This is a genomic window from Bifidobacterium saimiriisciurei (genome assembly GCF_010667655.1).
In the GTDB taxonomy this organism is placed as follows: domain Bacteria; phylum Actinomycetota; class Actinomycetes; order Actinomycetales; family Bifidobacteriaceae; genus Galliscardovia; species Galliscardovia saimiriisciurei.
On the sequence record NZ_WHZU01000019.1, the window covers coordinates 26052 to 41260 of the forward strand.

Sequence of the window (15209 nt, forward strand, 5' to 3'; positions counted from 1 at the left end):
GCGGCGCCGGCCACGGCTACGACCTTACGAAGATTCCTGCGGATTGCTGAAGCAAAACCATGAGTCATGATGATTCGATTTCCCTAGATCTTCTTCACTATCGTTCTCTGGGAATGCTCGATTTTTTCGACGGATTTGGGGCAGAAAACGATACGGAGGTCCCCGGGTCCGCCCGTCCAATGCCCCCGGAGGCCGCCGATACCGGCCGCCTCGCGGTTTGCCACACATTGGCGTTCAAGCGCGTCAATTATATATAAGGTTGTCCGACAAGCCGCCCCGAAATCAGACCCGCCTCTTCACGAATCGACCGATATCGGCATATCCTGTAATTCACGAACCCGAAGCCCGCGCACGAATCGCGAGATACATCGATATCCGACGGTTCATCACCGCATATTTCAGCCGTGAATACGCAGATACCGTCATATCCGACGATTCGTGCAAAAGGCGAATCGTCGGATATGACGGTATTTATCGATTCGTGTACGGGAGATTCGGTGCATGCGTCTGCATGGCCGCGCTGCCGAACGCCCCGTATCGGCCGTCAGCCGCGGACGACGACGTTGCGCAGGTCGCCGATGCCTTCGACGTGCACGACGGCCTCGTCGCCGGGGCGCAGCGTGCCGGAGGCGTTGGGCGTGCCGGTGAGGATGACGTCGCCGGGCAGCAGCGTGGAGAACGAGGAGATCGCGGCGATCTGCGCCGGGATCGAGTGGATGAGCCCGGCGGTGGTGCCGGACGCCTCGGGCACGACCTCGCCATTGAGCGAGAAGCCGATCTTGGTGTCGGACCAGTCGAGGTCGGTCTGGATCCACGGACCGAGCGGGCAGGAGGTGTCGAAGCCCTTGGCGCGCGTCCACATCGGGTCGAGGCCCTGGATGTCGCGCAGCGTCACGTCGTTCACGCAGGTGTAGCCGAGCACATAGTCCATGGCCTTCTCGACGGGCACGTTCTTGGCGATGCGGCCGATGACGACGGCCACTTCGGGCTCGAAGTTCATGTCATTGGAGTACGACGGCAGCACGATCGGGTCGTCGGGGCCGATGACCGACGTGGACGGCTTGGTGAAGATGACCATCTCCTCGGGCGCGACCTTGATGTCGGAAAGGCCCTTGTTGGCCATGAATTCGGTGTGGGCCTGGTAGTTCTTGGCAAGACCGAACACCTTGGACGGGATGATGGGCGCGAGCAGACGCAGCCCCTCGGTGTCGAGCGCGTAGCGTTCGCCGGTGGGACGCACCTCGGTCGGGCCGAGCGGGAAGCCGTCGAGCGCGACGAGGTAGTCCTTGCCGTCGTTCTCGTCGGTCTGCACGAAGGCGTACTGCGGTTTGTCGTTGATGGAAAAGCGTGCGATTCTCATACGCCCAGTGTAGCCCAGCGGGGCGCGGCACGGACCGTCGTAGGCCGACCGCGTGGACCGTATGCGAATCGGCGGCAACAGATCCGCAACGTCCGCAACGAATCAGCGGCGAATCATTCGGCCTGCTCCGCAGCCGGATTCACTCCATCCGTCACGCCCGATTCCGTCACGCCCGACCCAACCGCAGCCGACTCAACCGGCACCGTTTCAACCGTCGCCGCGGAGGCCGCCTCCCTGCCGGCGCGCTCGGCCTTGCGCATCTCCGCCTGGTTGCGCTTCTGCTCGCGCAGCAGCATGGTGCGCACGTCCTTCAGCTCTTTCTCGAGATCCTCGATGCGACGCAGCTGGGATTCGAGCAGCATTTCGCGCAGCGCATTGGATTCGTCGATGTGTTCGGCGGCGATACCGCTGGCTTCCGCGATCTTCTGCCTGAGCACGTCGACCCTCGGCACCTGCGGCTTCTCCGGCACGGGTTCGCCGTTGATCTTCGGCAGCACGGTCTTGCGCCAGCGTGCGATGCAACGTTCGATGCGCTTGTATCCGATCAGCGAGGAATCGAGACCCGCATCGCGGAAGATCTGTACGGGCGAGTCCCCGGCGGCGTACCGTGTCATGCATTGCACTTTGAAGGCCTCGGAATAGGCGATTCGCTTGTCCACCACGTCGGTCACCGCAGGCAGCGAGCGCAGGTACGCGACTTCCTTGCGGGTAAAATCACCGTTGTTGGCCACTGTAGTACACCTTCTTCTATTCAGATCGCCTGTCCCCGCCGATGACCGGCGCGTCGGGATCGTCGCCCGGGCCTGCCGAGGCAAGCCGTCTGGACCCGGCCGCAACGATACCGTCGGTGTCTAGGGGTTGGCCGCAAACTTCCTGACCGTTTGATGGGCGTCCGTCGCGCGCATCGTATGCGCGATCCGGGAGAAATGCCCCTCTTTGGTAGCCGCGTCATGTACGACGTCGACGCCGCCGGCCTTGTCAGCTCGCAGTTTCCCACACTCCGTCATCGTCATTGCCAATGTATTGCTTGGGGGGGGGGGGGGCTACGTGATTATATCATGGTGCCGCGGTGCGGCATCGCCGCCCTCCCGTCATAATCCACTCATAATACATGAGATTTTCGGGCGGACTGCCGGAAAATCGCGGCGCCACGGTTACGGGGAATCACGTTCCATATATTGGGCAGAGGGCCATCCTGGCGATGGCGTACGTCACGATTTCCCCCGCATGTCGTTCCCCATCCCCGACCATTCACCCGTTATACACCCTCTACCTCGGTCGAATCAACTGACTATGGTCGCATTTCACGAGGGGGCAGCGGCACCGGCCCGCCAGCCATGAACAAACGTCCTCCCTAGAGCGCGAACGTATTTCCATAGTCAGGCGCGGTAACAAAGCCCATCATCATCCGCAGACAGCCGTACCGCATGATGGACACACGACACGCCGAGAGCGAACAGACGGGCGGCCGCACACAGCCGGCATCAGGCACCTGACCGGCCTTGAACAACGGACGACGACGGACCACGACGGATGAATCGCGGCGAACGAGAAACCTGAAGGTCAGATGAACGCGCGTTCGCCGAAGATGGCCGTGCCCACACGCACGACGGTGGAGCCTTCGTCGATGGCGATGGCCATGTCGTGCGTCATGCCCATGGAGAGCTCGCGGCAGCCGGCGAGCGCCGCGTCGCCGGAGGCGAGCAGCGCGTCGCGTGTCTCGCGAAGATGGGCGAAGCCGCGTCGGATGGTCGCCTCGTCATGCACGTGGGCGCCGATGGTCATCAGTCCTTCGAGGCGGATGCCCGGCAGCGCGGCGACGGCGGCCGCAAGGTCGGCGGCCGCGTCGGGCGCACAGCCGGATTTCGATTCCTCGCCGGATTCGTTGACTTCGAGCAGTACGCCGACCGTGATCCCGCGCGCCTCGGCGCGACGGGAGACCTTCTGCGCCAACGACAGGTTGTCGACGGATTCGATGGTCGTGACGTACGGCAGCACCTTGTTTATCTTGTTGGATTGCAGCTGGCCGATGAGATGGAACGGCAGCGGCGTCGGCGCATCATCGCCGGCGTCCCCCGCGGCCGCAGTGCCCAACGCGAAGCCGCGTTCGGCGCACCGCGCCGTCAGCCCCGCCACCTTGACGTCGACCTCCTGCGGACGGTTCTCGCCGATCATGCGCACGCCGGCGTCGATGGCCGCCATGATCTCACCGACGTCCCGGGTCTTCGTGGCGGCCAGCAGCCTCACCTCGCCGGCCTTGCGCCCGGCCTTGGCCTCCGCCTCGGCGATGCCGTCGAGCACGCGGTGCACGCCGTCGGCGATCTCGCTGGCGCGCGCCTCGTCGATCGTCTCGTTGGCAAGATTCTTGTGATCCATGTACGCGACCATATCCACCCCTCGTCTGGCATGCCGACGGCATGCGGTTACGTCGTCACATCTTCAATCGTATGGTAGTACGAATTCACCAGCGCTGCGGCCAGTTCGCGCCATGATGCATGACGCGCCAGGGCATGCGGCGCAGACGTCGGAGCGCGGAGATCAGCAGCCAGCCGCCGAGCAGCGTTCCCACGCCGGCGATGATGGCGATGTTGCGTGCGTCATGCAGGTCGCCGGGGTCGGGCGCCGGCATGGGGATGGCCACGCGATGGCCGGAGATGAGCAGTCGGTGCGTGTTGACGCCGTATGGCGTGCACGTCATGAGCGTGATGCGGTCCTCGCCGGGCACGATGCGCAGCTTCGAGGTGTCGTCGGGCTTGATGACGCTGATCTTGTCGACCTTGTATCCCAGCGTCTCGCCCATGACCTCGATGTAGAAGAAGTCTCCGGGACGCATCTCGTCGAGGCGCGTGAACATGAGGGCCTCGACCAGGCCGCGATGGCCGGTAATCACCGAATGCGTCGACTTGCCGCCCACCGGCAGCGACGACCCGTACAGATGGCCGGCGCCCGAGGCGAGCGCCTCCTCCGAGGTGCCGTGGTAGATGGGCAGGTCGATGGAGACCTTCGGCACTTTGATGGTGCCCATCACACCGTTGCCGGCGTCGAGCAGCGACTGGTACTCCTTGTCCTTGGCGGCGGCGGAGTCCTCGCTTTTCGCCTTGCTGCCGCCGGTGGCCGCCGTGAACGGGTCGACGGCCTCGCCGAGCACCGGCTGGCCGGATTTCGCGAGCTTCTCGTTGTAGGCGCGGGCGGCGGCAAGCGACTCCTTGGCCTGCGGATACGGCCATCCGGCGACGTTCTGCGCGGCGCTGGACGAGGTCTCGGCGAGGCGCTGCGACGACTGGTACTGCAATACGATGGGGAATCCGGCCACGCAGATCGCGGCGAGGAGCAGCACGATGGTCACGATGCGCATGGCGAGCAGGCGACGCTTGAGGGAGCGTCGTTCGGCGGCGAGGTCGGAGACGTCGATGACGTCGGCGAACGGCCGGCGAGACGGCGACGATTGCGGCCGCTGACGCGTCTCCCCGTTCCGAGTCGCATCCGGCGTTGTCTTCAGCGTCGTCTCCGGCTCGGACGTTGACTGCGCATTCGCCGCGTGCCTGTGGCGCGGCTTACGAAAACGTCCGCCCGACATCGCGCCCTCCCCTCTTGTCAAGCAACCTCTTGATTATTTCACGTTTTGGCAGGGGGCCCAACCCCCGTCCCCAATTCGGTCACATATCGACGGCCGATGCGGCGGCCCGGCCGGCGGTCAGCTGCGCAAGGTCGCAGAGCCGGTCGGCATGGTCGCGTTCGAGCCCCTGCCACGAGAACGACGCGAGCAGCTCCTGCGGGCGTATCGGCCGCGGTTCGGGAATGAGCCGCAGCAGCCATGCGCAGTAGCCCACGATCGTTTCGGGACGCAGTCCCTCCTCACGCAATACACCGAGGTCGAGGGCGCGGTCGCGTTTGGCGAGGCGTTTGCCGCGCGGATCGTCGATAAGCGGCAAGTGGGTGAAGCGGAGGTCGTCGGCCGGCATTGCCGCAGCCGTCTTCATCGTATCATGCGTAAGGTGAATATCCCCGGAATTATGCACGCCATCCACAGCCGCATCCCCGTTCATGCCCCCGGCCATATCCGAAAAGCCGCCCGCGACGAGCTGTTCGCGAATCCACAGCTGCAGGGCGGTGGAACGCAGGAGGTCGCGCCCGCGCACGACGTCGTTCACACCCATCGTCAGATCGTCCACGACCACGGCGAGCTGGTAGGAGAACAGTCCGTCGGACCGGCGCAGCACGGTGTCGCCGATTTGCCGGGCAAGGTCGAAGCGCTGCGGCCCGAAGATGAGGTCGTCGAACCCCACACTCGATTCCGGCAGCCGAGCACGCCATGAATGGCGGCGACCGTCGCGCAGCCGGGCCTCGCGTTCGGCGGAGCCGAGCCGTGCGCAGGTGCCGGGGTAGATCACGTAGCCGTCGCCCTCCTGCGGGGCCGACGCCGCGCGGATCTCGGCACGCGAGCAGAAGCAGGGGTAGAGCACGTCGCGGTCGCGCAATACGTCGAGCGCGCGCTCATACAGATCGCCGCGATCGGACTGGTATACGGGATCGCCGTCCCAGTCGAGACCGAGCCAATGCAGGTCGTCCATGATCCAACGGTCGGCGTCGGGTTTGACGCGCGGCGCATCGATGTCCTCGATGCGCAGCAGGAGACGGCCGCTGTCGGACGATCCCGCGCGATCGGCCGCGCCGCGGCCTGCGCGGGCGCTGAGCCAGGCCGCCAACGCCGCGTACACGTTGCCGATATGCATACGCCCGGTCGGCGAAGGCGCAAGCCTTCCCACGACCGGGCGATGAACGGTATTGCCGTTGCGTTCGTTACGTTCCTTCACGCCTGTAGTCTACCGACGACGCTGCGACGAAGGGGTGCTGGCGGTGAAACGGCGTCAGGCGACGGCAAACAGCACCTTGTAGAGGAACGCGCCGACGATGGCGCCGAGGATCGGCGCGACGACCGGAATCCAGGCCTCGTTCCAACGGGAGCCGCCCTTGTGGGCGATCGGCAGGATCTGGTGCAGGAGTCGCGGCATGAGGTCACGGGCCGGGTTCAGACCGGGGCCGGTCGGGCCGCCGAGCGAGGTGACCAGACCCCACACGATGAAGCCGACGACGATGGAGGCGGCGGCGAGGTCCTTGGCGCCCCACGGCAGCAGCAGGCAGCACAGGGCGCCGAGCACGAGCACGAGCGTGCCGAAGAACTCGTTGAGGAAGTAGTTGAAGCGGGAGCCCTCGGCGTCGGTGGTGGAGAACGTGGCGAAGATGGCTTCGGCGTCGTCGGTGTCGCGGTAGTGCGGGTAGTAGGTGGCGAAGACGACGAGCTGTCCGACGACGGCGCCCAGCAGCTGGGCGACGATGTACGGGGCGACCTCGTTCCACGGGAACATGCCGTTGACGGCCTGGGCGATCGTCATGGCCGGGTTGATGTGGGCGCCGGAGACGCCGCCGAACATGAGCACGGGGAACATGACGCCGAAGCCGTAGCCCATGGCGATGTTCAGCCAGCCGGCGTGGTAGCCCTTGGTGTTCTTCAGCTCGGTGTTGGCCACGGAACCGTTGCCGAAAATCATGAGGATGGCGGTGCCGACGAATTCGGCGGCCAGTTTGGTCATCAGTGAGTATTCCACAGTAAGTCCTTGAAAAAGTCCCTGGATTTCGTTCTCTCTCAGCCTGCCGGGACCGATGCGCCGGATGGGCGTGGTCTGCGGCGGTGTGCCAGACGGACAGCGCGTCGGCGCTGATGGCCGGCTGATGGCTGCCGTGGGCAAACAGAGGATATTTTAGCCAAGGGCTTGACTTCGCGATGTGGATTTGGACACGGTGTTCCGCCACACGGTATGGGTCATGTCACATGCGGCTCGTCATGTGGACCGACCGTCCTGTGTGGCGGGACGGCCCACATGACGCGGGATCGTCTCAGTCGAGCGGCACGCGCTTCATGGTGCGGTAGTCCCAGTAGCCTTCCTTGGGGAATTCCTCGCCGCGAATTTCCTCGAGGAGTTCGTTCAATCGGGTGAACATGCGCCATTTCAGCGTTTCCACGGCTTCGGCCGGCGGCTCCTCGCCCCAGGAGTCCATGTCTTCGAGCAGGTCCGCATAGTCGAGCTGATGGTCGTAGCACATGACGACGTTCTTCTTCGGCCATGGCCACCAGTGGTTGATGGAGGCGGCGCCCCAAGTGGCGGCGCAGAACAGCGGCACCTGGCGGCCGAGGCGACGGGAGGATTCGAGTGCGATGAAGGCCGCGCCCTCCTTGATGCTCATCACCCATTTCTGCGGGTCGCGGGTCACCGTGCCTTCCGGCCAGACGGTGAGCGGGCGGCCGGAGGTGAGGATGTCGATGGACGTCTCCTCGATCTGCTTGGCCTTGCCGGAGTGGCGCTGGACGGGCTGCATGCCGACGATCTGGAACCATTTGCCGATGAGCGGCCACTTGGCCATCTCGGCCTTGGCCATGTAGCGCGGGCGGCGTCCCATGTGGAACAGGCTCGCCATCGGCACGAACACGTCGAACATGGTCACGTGCGTGGCGGCGGTGATGAACGGGCCGGTTTCGGGGATGTTGTCGAGTCCCCATGCGCGGGTGCGGCAGCTGGCGTTGAAGACGACGTCGACGCCTTTGAGCAGGCGCTTCGTGCCCTTGGGGTTCTGCGCGTTGATTTCCGGAATGTTGGCCTTGCGGTTCGGCCCGGTCGGGAAGTCACGCATCGGGTCGACGAGATGATGCTTCTTCGCGAGTTCGGCGACTCGTGCGTCGCTCAGGGGCTTGACCGCGGAACGCGGCGACGGTTTTCCTTTGGATGCCATGCCCTCTATTGTGCCGCAAGGCCGCCCCACAGCATAAAAAATCGGTGAGATGGAGCGTCTTCTGCGTTACACAGGAGGAAGGCGTACAACAGTACGTCGACCCTTGTGCAACGTCACATCCACAGCATAAAAAATCGGGAGACGAGTGTGGCTTCAAGGCACCCGAGGGAAGGCGTACGAAGGTACGTCGACCGAGGAGTAACGCCGAAGACACTCCGTCTCCCGATTTTTTTACTCGAAGTCGGCGCCGAGGGCGGCCAGCTTCCCCCGGAAGTCCGCGTAGCCGCGGTCGATGAGGGAGATGCCGCGCACGGTGGAGGGGCCTTCCGCCGTGAGGGCGGCGATGAGGTGGCTGAATCCGCCGCGCAGGTCGGGCACGTCGATGTCGCGTCCGGTGAGCGGCGTGGGTCCGAAGATGACGGCCGAGTGCTTGTAGTTGCGCTGCTGGAAGCGGCAGGGCAGGGAGCCGAGGCATTCGCGGTAGAGCTGCACGGTGGCGCCCATCTGCACGAGCGGCTTGGTGAAGCCGAATCGGTTCTCGTAGACGGTCTCATGCACGATGGAGAGGCCCTTGGCCTGGGTGAGGGCAACGACGAGCGGCTGCTGCCAGTCGGTCATGAAACCGGGGTGCACGTCGGTTTCGATGGCGACGGGCTTGAGGTCGCCGCCCGGATGCCAGAAGCGGATGCCCTTGTCGGTGACGTCGAATTCGCCGCCGATCTTGCGGAACACGTTGAGGAAGGTCATCATCTCGGGCTGGGTGGCGCCCTTGACGAAGATGTCGCCGTGGGTGGCGAGCGCGGCGGAGGCCCAGGATGCGGCCTCGATGCGGTCGGTCAGCGAGGTGTGGCGGTATCCCTTGAGCTCCTTGACGCCTTCGATGCGGAAGGTGCGGTCGACGTCCACGGAGATGATGGCGCCCATCTTCTGCAGCACGGAGACGAGGTCCATGATCTCGGGCTCGATGGCGGCGCCGGAGAGTTCGGTCTTGCCTTCGGCGAGCACGGCGGCGAGCAGGGTCTGCTCGGTGGCGCCGACGGACGGGTACGGCAGGTGGATCTTGGCGCCCTTGAGGCCGTTGGGCGCGGTGATGTGGATGCCGTCCTTGTGCTCCTTGTCGACGTTGGCGCCGAGCTTGCGCAGCGTTTCGAGATGGAAGTCGATGGGGCGGCCGCCGATGTTGCATCCGCCGAGCGCGGGGATGAACGCTTCGCCGAGGCGGTGCAGCAGCGGGCCGGAGAACAGGATCGGGATGCGGGAGGAACCGGAGAGCGTGTCGACGTCGGCCACGTTGGCGAGTTCCACGTGCGAGGCGTCGATGGTGACGATGCCTTCGTCGCCGTCGACGTCCACATGCACGCCGTGCAGGCGCAGCAGGTCGGAGACCACGTGCACGTCACGGATTTCGGGGACGTTCTTCAGCACCGAGGTGCCGGGGGCGAGCAGGGCGGCGACCATCGCCTTGCTGACGAAGTTCTTGGCGCCACGCACCTTGATCTTGCCGTTGAGCGGCTTGCCGCCGACGACGCGCAACACATCATTCTCAGGATTCACGAACTTCTCCTTCAATTCGTTCGTCATGGATTGGTATCGCCGATGACGAAAAAGACTACATATAGTCTGCCATATTCGGTGTGGCGACTCGGTGAAATCGCCTGTGGCGGACGCGGGAATAAATCACGCCCGCTTGATGCGACGGGCGAGATCGGGGTTCCACATGGCGCCGGTGGCGCTCATGACTGCGTCAGCGCCGGCGGAACGGTATTCGGCGTAGTCGGCGGGCGCGGTGACGCCGCCGACGCCGACGATGCCGAAGTCGAGCCCGAGTCGCTCGCGAAGGGCGGCGAGGCGGCGGACCATGTCGAGCCCGGAGGGCTTGATGGCGGCACCGCAGACGCCGCTGCGGTCGCGGCCCGCGCCCGGCAGCGCCTGGTTGCCGCGCGCGTCGACGAGCTTGGCGGAGATGGTGTTGATGGTGGAGAATCCCTGCACGAGGCCGCGGCCGGCGGTCACGCGCACCATGTATTCGAGGTCCTCGTCGCTGGGCAGGTATGCGAGCTTGATGATGAGCGGGGTGTCGCCGATCTCGTTCTTGACGGCTTCGGTGATGGTGGAGACCTGGTCGGGGGCGTGGCACAGCAGGCGGTTGTGGCCTTCGTTGGGGCAGCTGGTGTTCATCTCCATCACCTTGGCGCCGGTCTCCATGACCAGATGGGCGGTGGTGACGTGGTCAGCCACGTATTCGGCGGCGGTCATGCCGTCGTGGCGGGAGCCCTGGAAGCTGGGGACGAGCAGCTGCCCCCTGCCGGCGCGCTGCATGGCGCGCTGCATGTCGGGCTGCCAGACGTCGGGGTCCTGCGAGGGCACGCCGAACGAGTTGGAGATGGAGATGGGCGTTTCGAACTCATGGTCGGCGAGCACGCCTTCGTCGCATTCGTCGCTGCCCGGGGACAGGATGCCGTCGGCGGACTTGGGATGCACGGCGAGCACGTTGGGGAACGGGTTGCATCCCCATGCGCGCGAGCGGACGGTCTTGTATACGGCGAGGTCGAAGCCCATGCGGAACGCGGCCGTGGTGTAGCGTTCGTTGAGCAGCGGGCCGGCGGGGATGCCGAACGGCAGGTCGACGGGGATGCCGAAGAACGATTCGGCCGGTTCGGCTGCATCGTTGGCGTCGGTTGCGTTGGCGACGGCTTCCTTCACCGCACGGGCCACCTGGTCGTCGGAGACGCCGTCCTTGGCGTCGCCGCCGAGCGCTTCGGCGAATGCGCCGAACGGTCCGAATGCGTAGTTGTCTTCGTAGGTGCGGTCGACGTCGTAGAACGGCGTGGTCTTCTCGCTCATGATCGTGTGTCTCTCCCGGTCGTCGTTTTTCCAGCTTCCTACGATTGTACGGCGTGGGATGGTAAGCGGCGGGGATGGGCGATGGAGATGTCTGGCCAAGACAAAAAGGCTCCCCTCAAGCTTGAGGGGAGCCAATTGGATGAGGGGCCAATCGCCTATCAGTGCGTGCGCTTGCTCTTCATGTAGAAGACCAGGCCGGCGATGGCGGCGAGAATCACCACCACGGCCACGATTCCGCCGATGGCGGCACCGGTGCGCGACAGCTGGCTTCCCTGCTTGGAGGCGTTCGTGGCGGTGTTTGTGGCGACCTGCGTCTTGTTCGGCGACGGCGTTGGGTTCGGGCTCGTGGTCGTGGTCGAACCCGGCTTGGTGCTGGCGCCAGGGTTCGGCGTCGGCTTGTTCTCGTTGCCGCCGTTCGAGGCCTCGCGAACCGTGACGTTGGCCTTGAGCGCGTAGTCGGCGCCCTTCACCGTGGTCTTGCCCTCGACGGAGAAGGAACCGGCCTTGGCATAGGAGTCGGCGGGAACGGTGTTCCATACGGCGGGCTCGTCGGTGACGTCGCCGTTGGACCAGTGGACCTTCACGGTCTTCGGCAGCTGCGGCGCCTTGCCCACCGTGGTGGGGATGTCGACGCCGTTCTCCACGAGCTTCACCGTGGCCGCGTTCACCTTCACGGTGACGGAGACGGCTTGGCCGGCGGCCTTGCCGTTGACGGTGAACTCGCCGCCGTCACGGTTCTGCCACTTGTCGAAGGCGTCCCACGTGATGGTTTCGGCGCTGTCCTTGCCGCCGTCGTTCCACGTGACGGTGGCTTCCTTCGGCAGCTCGGGCTTCTTGCCGGAGTCGACGGTGATGGTCGTGTCGCCCTTCACCGTGGCGGACGTGGCCTTGGCGCTGCGGATGGTGACCTTGACGTCCACGCCGGGCGTGTAGCCGGCGATCTCGCCCTTGACGGTGACAGTCTTGTCCTTGCCGGTGCGGTTGGAGAAGTCCACGCCGTCGGTCTTCCACTGCACGGAGACCTGGCTGTCATTGCCGTTGGAGAGCTTGGCGGTCACGGTATCGTGCAGGCCCAGCTTATCGCCGGCGTTGATGGTCACGTCCTTCGGCGCGGTGACGGATTCGATGGTCGCGGCGGTGACGGCGATCTTCACTCTCACCTTCTTATCCGAGTGGCCCTTGATTTCGCCGTTCATCGTGACCGTTTCGCCGGCCTTGTTGAACAGGTCCTTGAAGTTCTCCGGCTCGTTCCAGACGACGAGCTCGTTGGAGGAATCGCCGTTGCTCCATGTGACCTTCGCGCTTTCGGGCAACGCGGGAACAACGCCCTCGGTGGTCGAGCGATCGGCCGGATTCTCGACGGATTCGATGGTGGCCGCCTTGACCGTCACATGCGCGGTGACGGTTGCGGTGGTGCCGGCGATGGTGCCGGTCAGGTCATAGGTGCCGCCGTTGCGGTCCTTGTACTGTTCGCTGGTGGTCCAGGTGATGGCCGGCGTGGTCTCGTCGCCGTTGGACCAGACGATCTTACCCTTGGCGGGCAGTTGCTTCGCCGGATCGGTGCCGGACGGGGTCGTGACATCAAGCTCGGTCTTACCGTTGTCGAGCGTGGCGCTGGTGATGGTGGCGTCAGCCACGTTCAGCGTGGCCGTGACCTTCTTCTCATATCCATCCACGGTGCCTTCAACTGTCACCGTGTGTGCGTCGCGGTCGGCGTTCCACGAATCAGGAATCACATCCCACGTCACGTCGACGTTGCCGGAGGTGTTGTCGCTGTAGTGCGCCGTCACCTTGGCCGGCAGCTGCGCCGTCGGCTTGGTTGTACTCGAATCCACATCAATCGCCGCCGGATTATCCACGGAGGTGATGGTCTTCTTCGGCGCATACTCCTTCAGTGCATCCTCAACACTCTGGGTCTTACCTTCAGCGGTCTTGCTGTTGCCGATCTCAAGAACAGAGATGGTCGCGCCCTTCCACTGACCACTCGTGACCTTGGCCACGCCGAAACCGGCGATATCGGCCAGAGGACTGACCTCCGTGAGGTAGTGACCATATCCCTGACGCCACTTCCTCAAATCGGACGCCGATGCATTCGGATTCTTGATTTCATAGTCGAGCTCGCTATACCAGCTGTTAACAGGATTATGCGAATTCTCGTAGCCGGCCATATCGGGATAACCGATGGCAAGTGCTTCAGGACCGAAAACGTATCCACCCTTGAATTCAGACGATTCTGCCAAATTCAGTCCACCGGTGCACTGCGCAAAACTCGAATTGTTGCACTTGTACCAATCCGGCTTCCCGTTGTACATGTCATCATGACTGATAGATCCCTGTTTAGCCAGCTCGTTGGCACGGGCCTGCGCCCACGTCATCATGTCGGAATTAACCTTCAACGCAGGAACAGCACTGCCATCTGCCGGGTTGGACGCAACGTTAGACGCAGTATAGACAGTGGTATTGTTATCCGTATTCTTCGCATCAGCGATTTGCTGCAACGTCAGAGGCCTGCGATTGGTGCTGGCACGCAGCGTGTTCAGGTCCTGCAGGTATTCCAACGCCTGATACACGTTGCCTTTGGCGGCGGCGTCGGTGCCGACCTCGTCCGCCGCGTTGGCGGTGACGGCGGTGAGGCCCATTGTGGCGACGGTGGCCACTGCGGCGAGCACGCCGACCATTTTCTTCTTCCAGCCGCCCATACGCGACTCTTTCCTTTCAGCCGTCAAGCTGTCCAAGCTCATGGCATTCCCTTCTGCTTCCGGACGCCGCGCACACCCCACCGGCCCGACGACGGACCGGAGACTCCTCATGAACGCAGGCATCTCAATGAATCAGCCTTTATTCCACTACACCACAGTACTCCCTCGGCCCGATACTCGGGGGCATGAATTGAAACGCTCTTCACATGCCCCCAAAATCGGAAAAGCCGCACACGTCAAGGAGCCGAAAGCTCAACGAACGCAGGCAATCCCCCGTCTGTACGCCAATCCATCCCATACACGGAATAACCGCGCACCCACCCCATAGACACGTCCCGCCCGCGCCATCGATTCATGACCCGCCGCGCCATCGATTCATGGATTCAGTCGTATATCGCGCATAGCGGACGGCGACTCGTCCATTTCATCGGCGTCACACGGCCTGCGATGGATTCGAACCGTGATGAATCTGCCCACTGCGATGGATTCGACCGTAGAAAACGCGATATTGCCACGCAATCCATCAATATCGGTCGATATTTGATGGATTCGACCGCATTTTCCCGAAAACACGGCGTAATCCATCGGATTCGCATGATGTCCACAACAAGAACCGCATGATTGCAACGATTCGCGGCGTCGACGTCGACAGCCGCGATGGACTGCGGCGATTTTTCCTGAAAATACAACGTCGTCCATGAAAATCGACGTGATTCTCATGGACGACGAAAGATTTGGGTGTTTTCGGCACGCAATCCATCGAAGCGCGAGGCCAAGCCGGACTCCCCTCAGTCCGACGCAGTCGGACAGCTCCCCTCGGCTGCGAGGGGAGCCTACGCGCATACTCGCCAGACTACTTGTCTCGATCAGCCAACGGGCCTGGTCCTGCAATTAAGGACGGCCTATGGCCGCGATTTTTCTGGCTTCGCCGCGAGATATATCGCGGCTTCGCACAGGCCCTGGGGAACAGTCCACTGGACTGTTCCCCGAGCTGATCGCAACAACTAGTTGCGATCAGCCAACGGGCCTGTCCAATCGTATTCCTGCTCGCGGGCGGAAGCGATGGGCTCCTCGGGCAGATGGCGGGCCGGCAGCGTGGTCGGCTTGAACGGGAACTTCTCGGCGCGCATCTTCTCGTAGGCGATGATGTCGTCCTCGTGATGCAGCGTCAGGTCGATGTCGTCGTAGCCGTTCATCAGGCGCCAACGCACGTAGTCACCGACCTCGAACGGCAGCGTCACGTCGCCGCAGGTCACGGTGCGTTCGCCCAGATCGACGGTCATCTCACGGCCCGGCTCCTCCTCGAGAAGCTTCCACAGCAGTTCGATGGACTCCATCGGCATGATGGCGGCGAGCACGCCGTGTGGGCGCTGCACGACTACGGCTTCCGCGTGGTCATCGCGCCGCGCTTCGCGGACATCTTCTACGGCAACACCGCCAAGAACGGCGTGCTCGCCGCCATCATGCCGATGGAGTCCATCGAACTGCTGTGGAAGCTTCTCGAGGAGGAGCCGGGCCGT

Annotated in this window: 10 protein-coding genes and 2 pseudogenes; 1 reads left to right on the forward strand and 11 read right to left on the reverse strand. The window is 63.8% G+C overall.

All coding sequences use genetic code 11. The annotated features are described in order from the left end of the window. Positions 1 to 544 precede the first annotated feature (544 nt). The 11 genes and pseudogenes from GFD18_RS09850 to GFD18_RS09900 all read right to left on the reverse strand — a co-directional run. Entirely contained in the window at positions 545 to 1360 is an 816-nt protein-coding gene (locus GFD18_RS09850) for a fumarylacetoacetate hydrolase family protein (RefSeq protein ID WP_163199887.1), read from the reverse strand. Between the two features lie 113 nt (positions 1361 to 1473). Next, a complete protein-coding gene (locus GFD18_RS09855) occupies positions 1474 to 2091 on the reverse strand; it encodes a hypothetical protein (protein ID WP_163199886.1) in 618 nt (205 codons plus the stop codon). Between the two features lie 832 nt (positions 2092 to 2923). Next, the gene (locus GFD18_RS09860; RefSeq protein WP_163199885.1) at positions 2924 to 3748 is read right to left on the reverse strand and encodes a YggS family pyridoxal phosphate-dependent enzyme; all 825 of its coding nucleotides are present in this window, start codon (positions 3746 to 3748) and stop codon (positions 2924 to 2926) included. A 73-nt stretch (positions 3749 to 3821) separates the two neighbouring features. Beyond that, on the reverse strand, positions 3822 to 4937 hold the full coding sequence (locus GFD18_RS09865; RefSeq protein WP_163199884.1) for a class C sortase: 1116 nt from the start codon (positions 4935 to 4937) through the stop codon (positions 3822 to 3824). A 79-nt stretch (positions 4938 to 5016) separates the two neighbouring features. Beyond that, positions 5017 to 6126 carry a glutamyl-Q tRNA(Asp) synthetase gene (locus tag GFD18_RS09870; RefSeq protein ID WP_318644538.1) on the reverse strand — a complete coding sequence of 370 codons (1110 nt, stop codon included), beginning with the start codon at positions 6124 to 6126 and terminating at the stop codon, positions 5017 to 5019. Between the two features lie 102 nt (positions 6127 to 6228). Then, complete coding sequence (locus GFD18_RS09875; RefSeq protein ID WP_163199882.1) at positions 6229 to 6966, reverse strand: MIP/aquaporin family protein; 738 nt, start codon at positions 6964 to 6966, stop codon at positions 6229 to 6231. A gap of 289 nt (positions 6967 to 7255) precedes the next feature. Then, positions 7256 to 8146 (reverse strand): lysophospholipid acyltransferase family protein, encoded by an 891-nt coding sequence (locus GFD18_RS09880; protein WP_163199881.1) that lies wholly within the window; start codon positions 8144 to 8146, stop codon positions 7256 to 7258. Positions 8147 to 8377: 231 nt separating this feature from the next. Continuing rightward, positions 8378 to 9700: a UDP-N-acetylglucosamine 1-carboxyvinyltransferase gene (gene murA, locus GFD18_RS09885; RefSeq protein ID WP_318644537.1), complete on the reverse strand. Its 1323-nt coding sequence runs from the start codon at positions 9698 to 9700 to the stop codon at positions 8378 to 8380. 123 nt (positions 9701 to 9823) lie between these two features. After that, positions 9824 to 10990 (reverse strand): beta/alpha barrel domain-containing protein, encoded by a 1167-nt coding sequence (locus GFD18_RS09890; RefSeq protein ID WP_163199879.1) that lies wholly within the window; start codon positions 10988 to 10990, stop codon positions 9824 to 9826. A 158-nt stretch (positions 10991 to 11148) separates the two neighbouring features. Next, complete coding sequence (locus GFD18_RS09895; protein WP_163199878.1) at positions 11149 to 13689, reverse strand: Ig-like domain-containing protein; 2541 nt, start codon at positions 13687 to 13689, stop codon at positions 11149 to 11151. Between the two features lie 1004 nt (positions 13690 to 14693). Next, positions 14694 to 15053 (reverse strand): annotated as a pseudogene (locus GFD18_RS09900) (3-isopropylmalate dehydratase small subunit); the annotation flags it as partial. 27 nt (positions 15054 to 15080) lie between these two features. On the opposite strand from GFD18_RS09900, the pseudogene GFD18_RS09905 reads away from it, so the two are divergent. Further along, positions 15081 to 15209 (forward strand): annotated as a pseudogene (locus GFD18_RS09905) (3-isopropylmalate dehydratase small subunit); the annotation flags it as partial.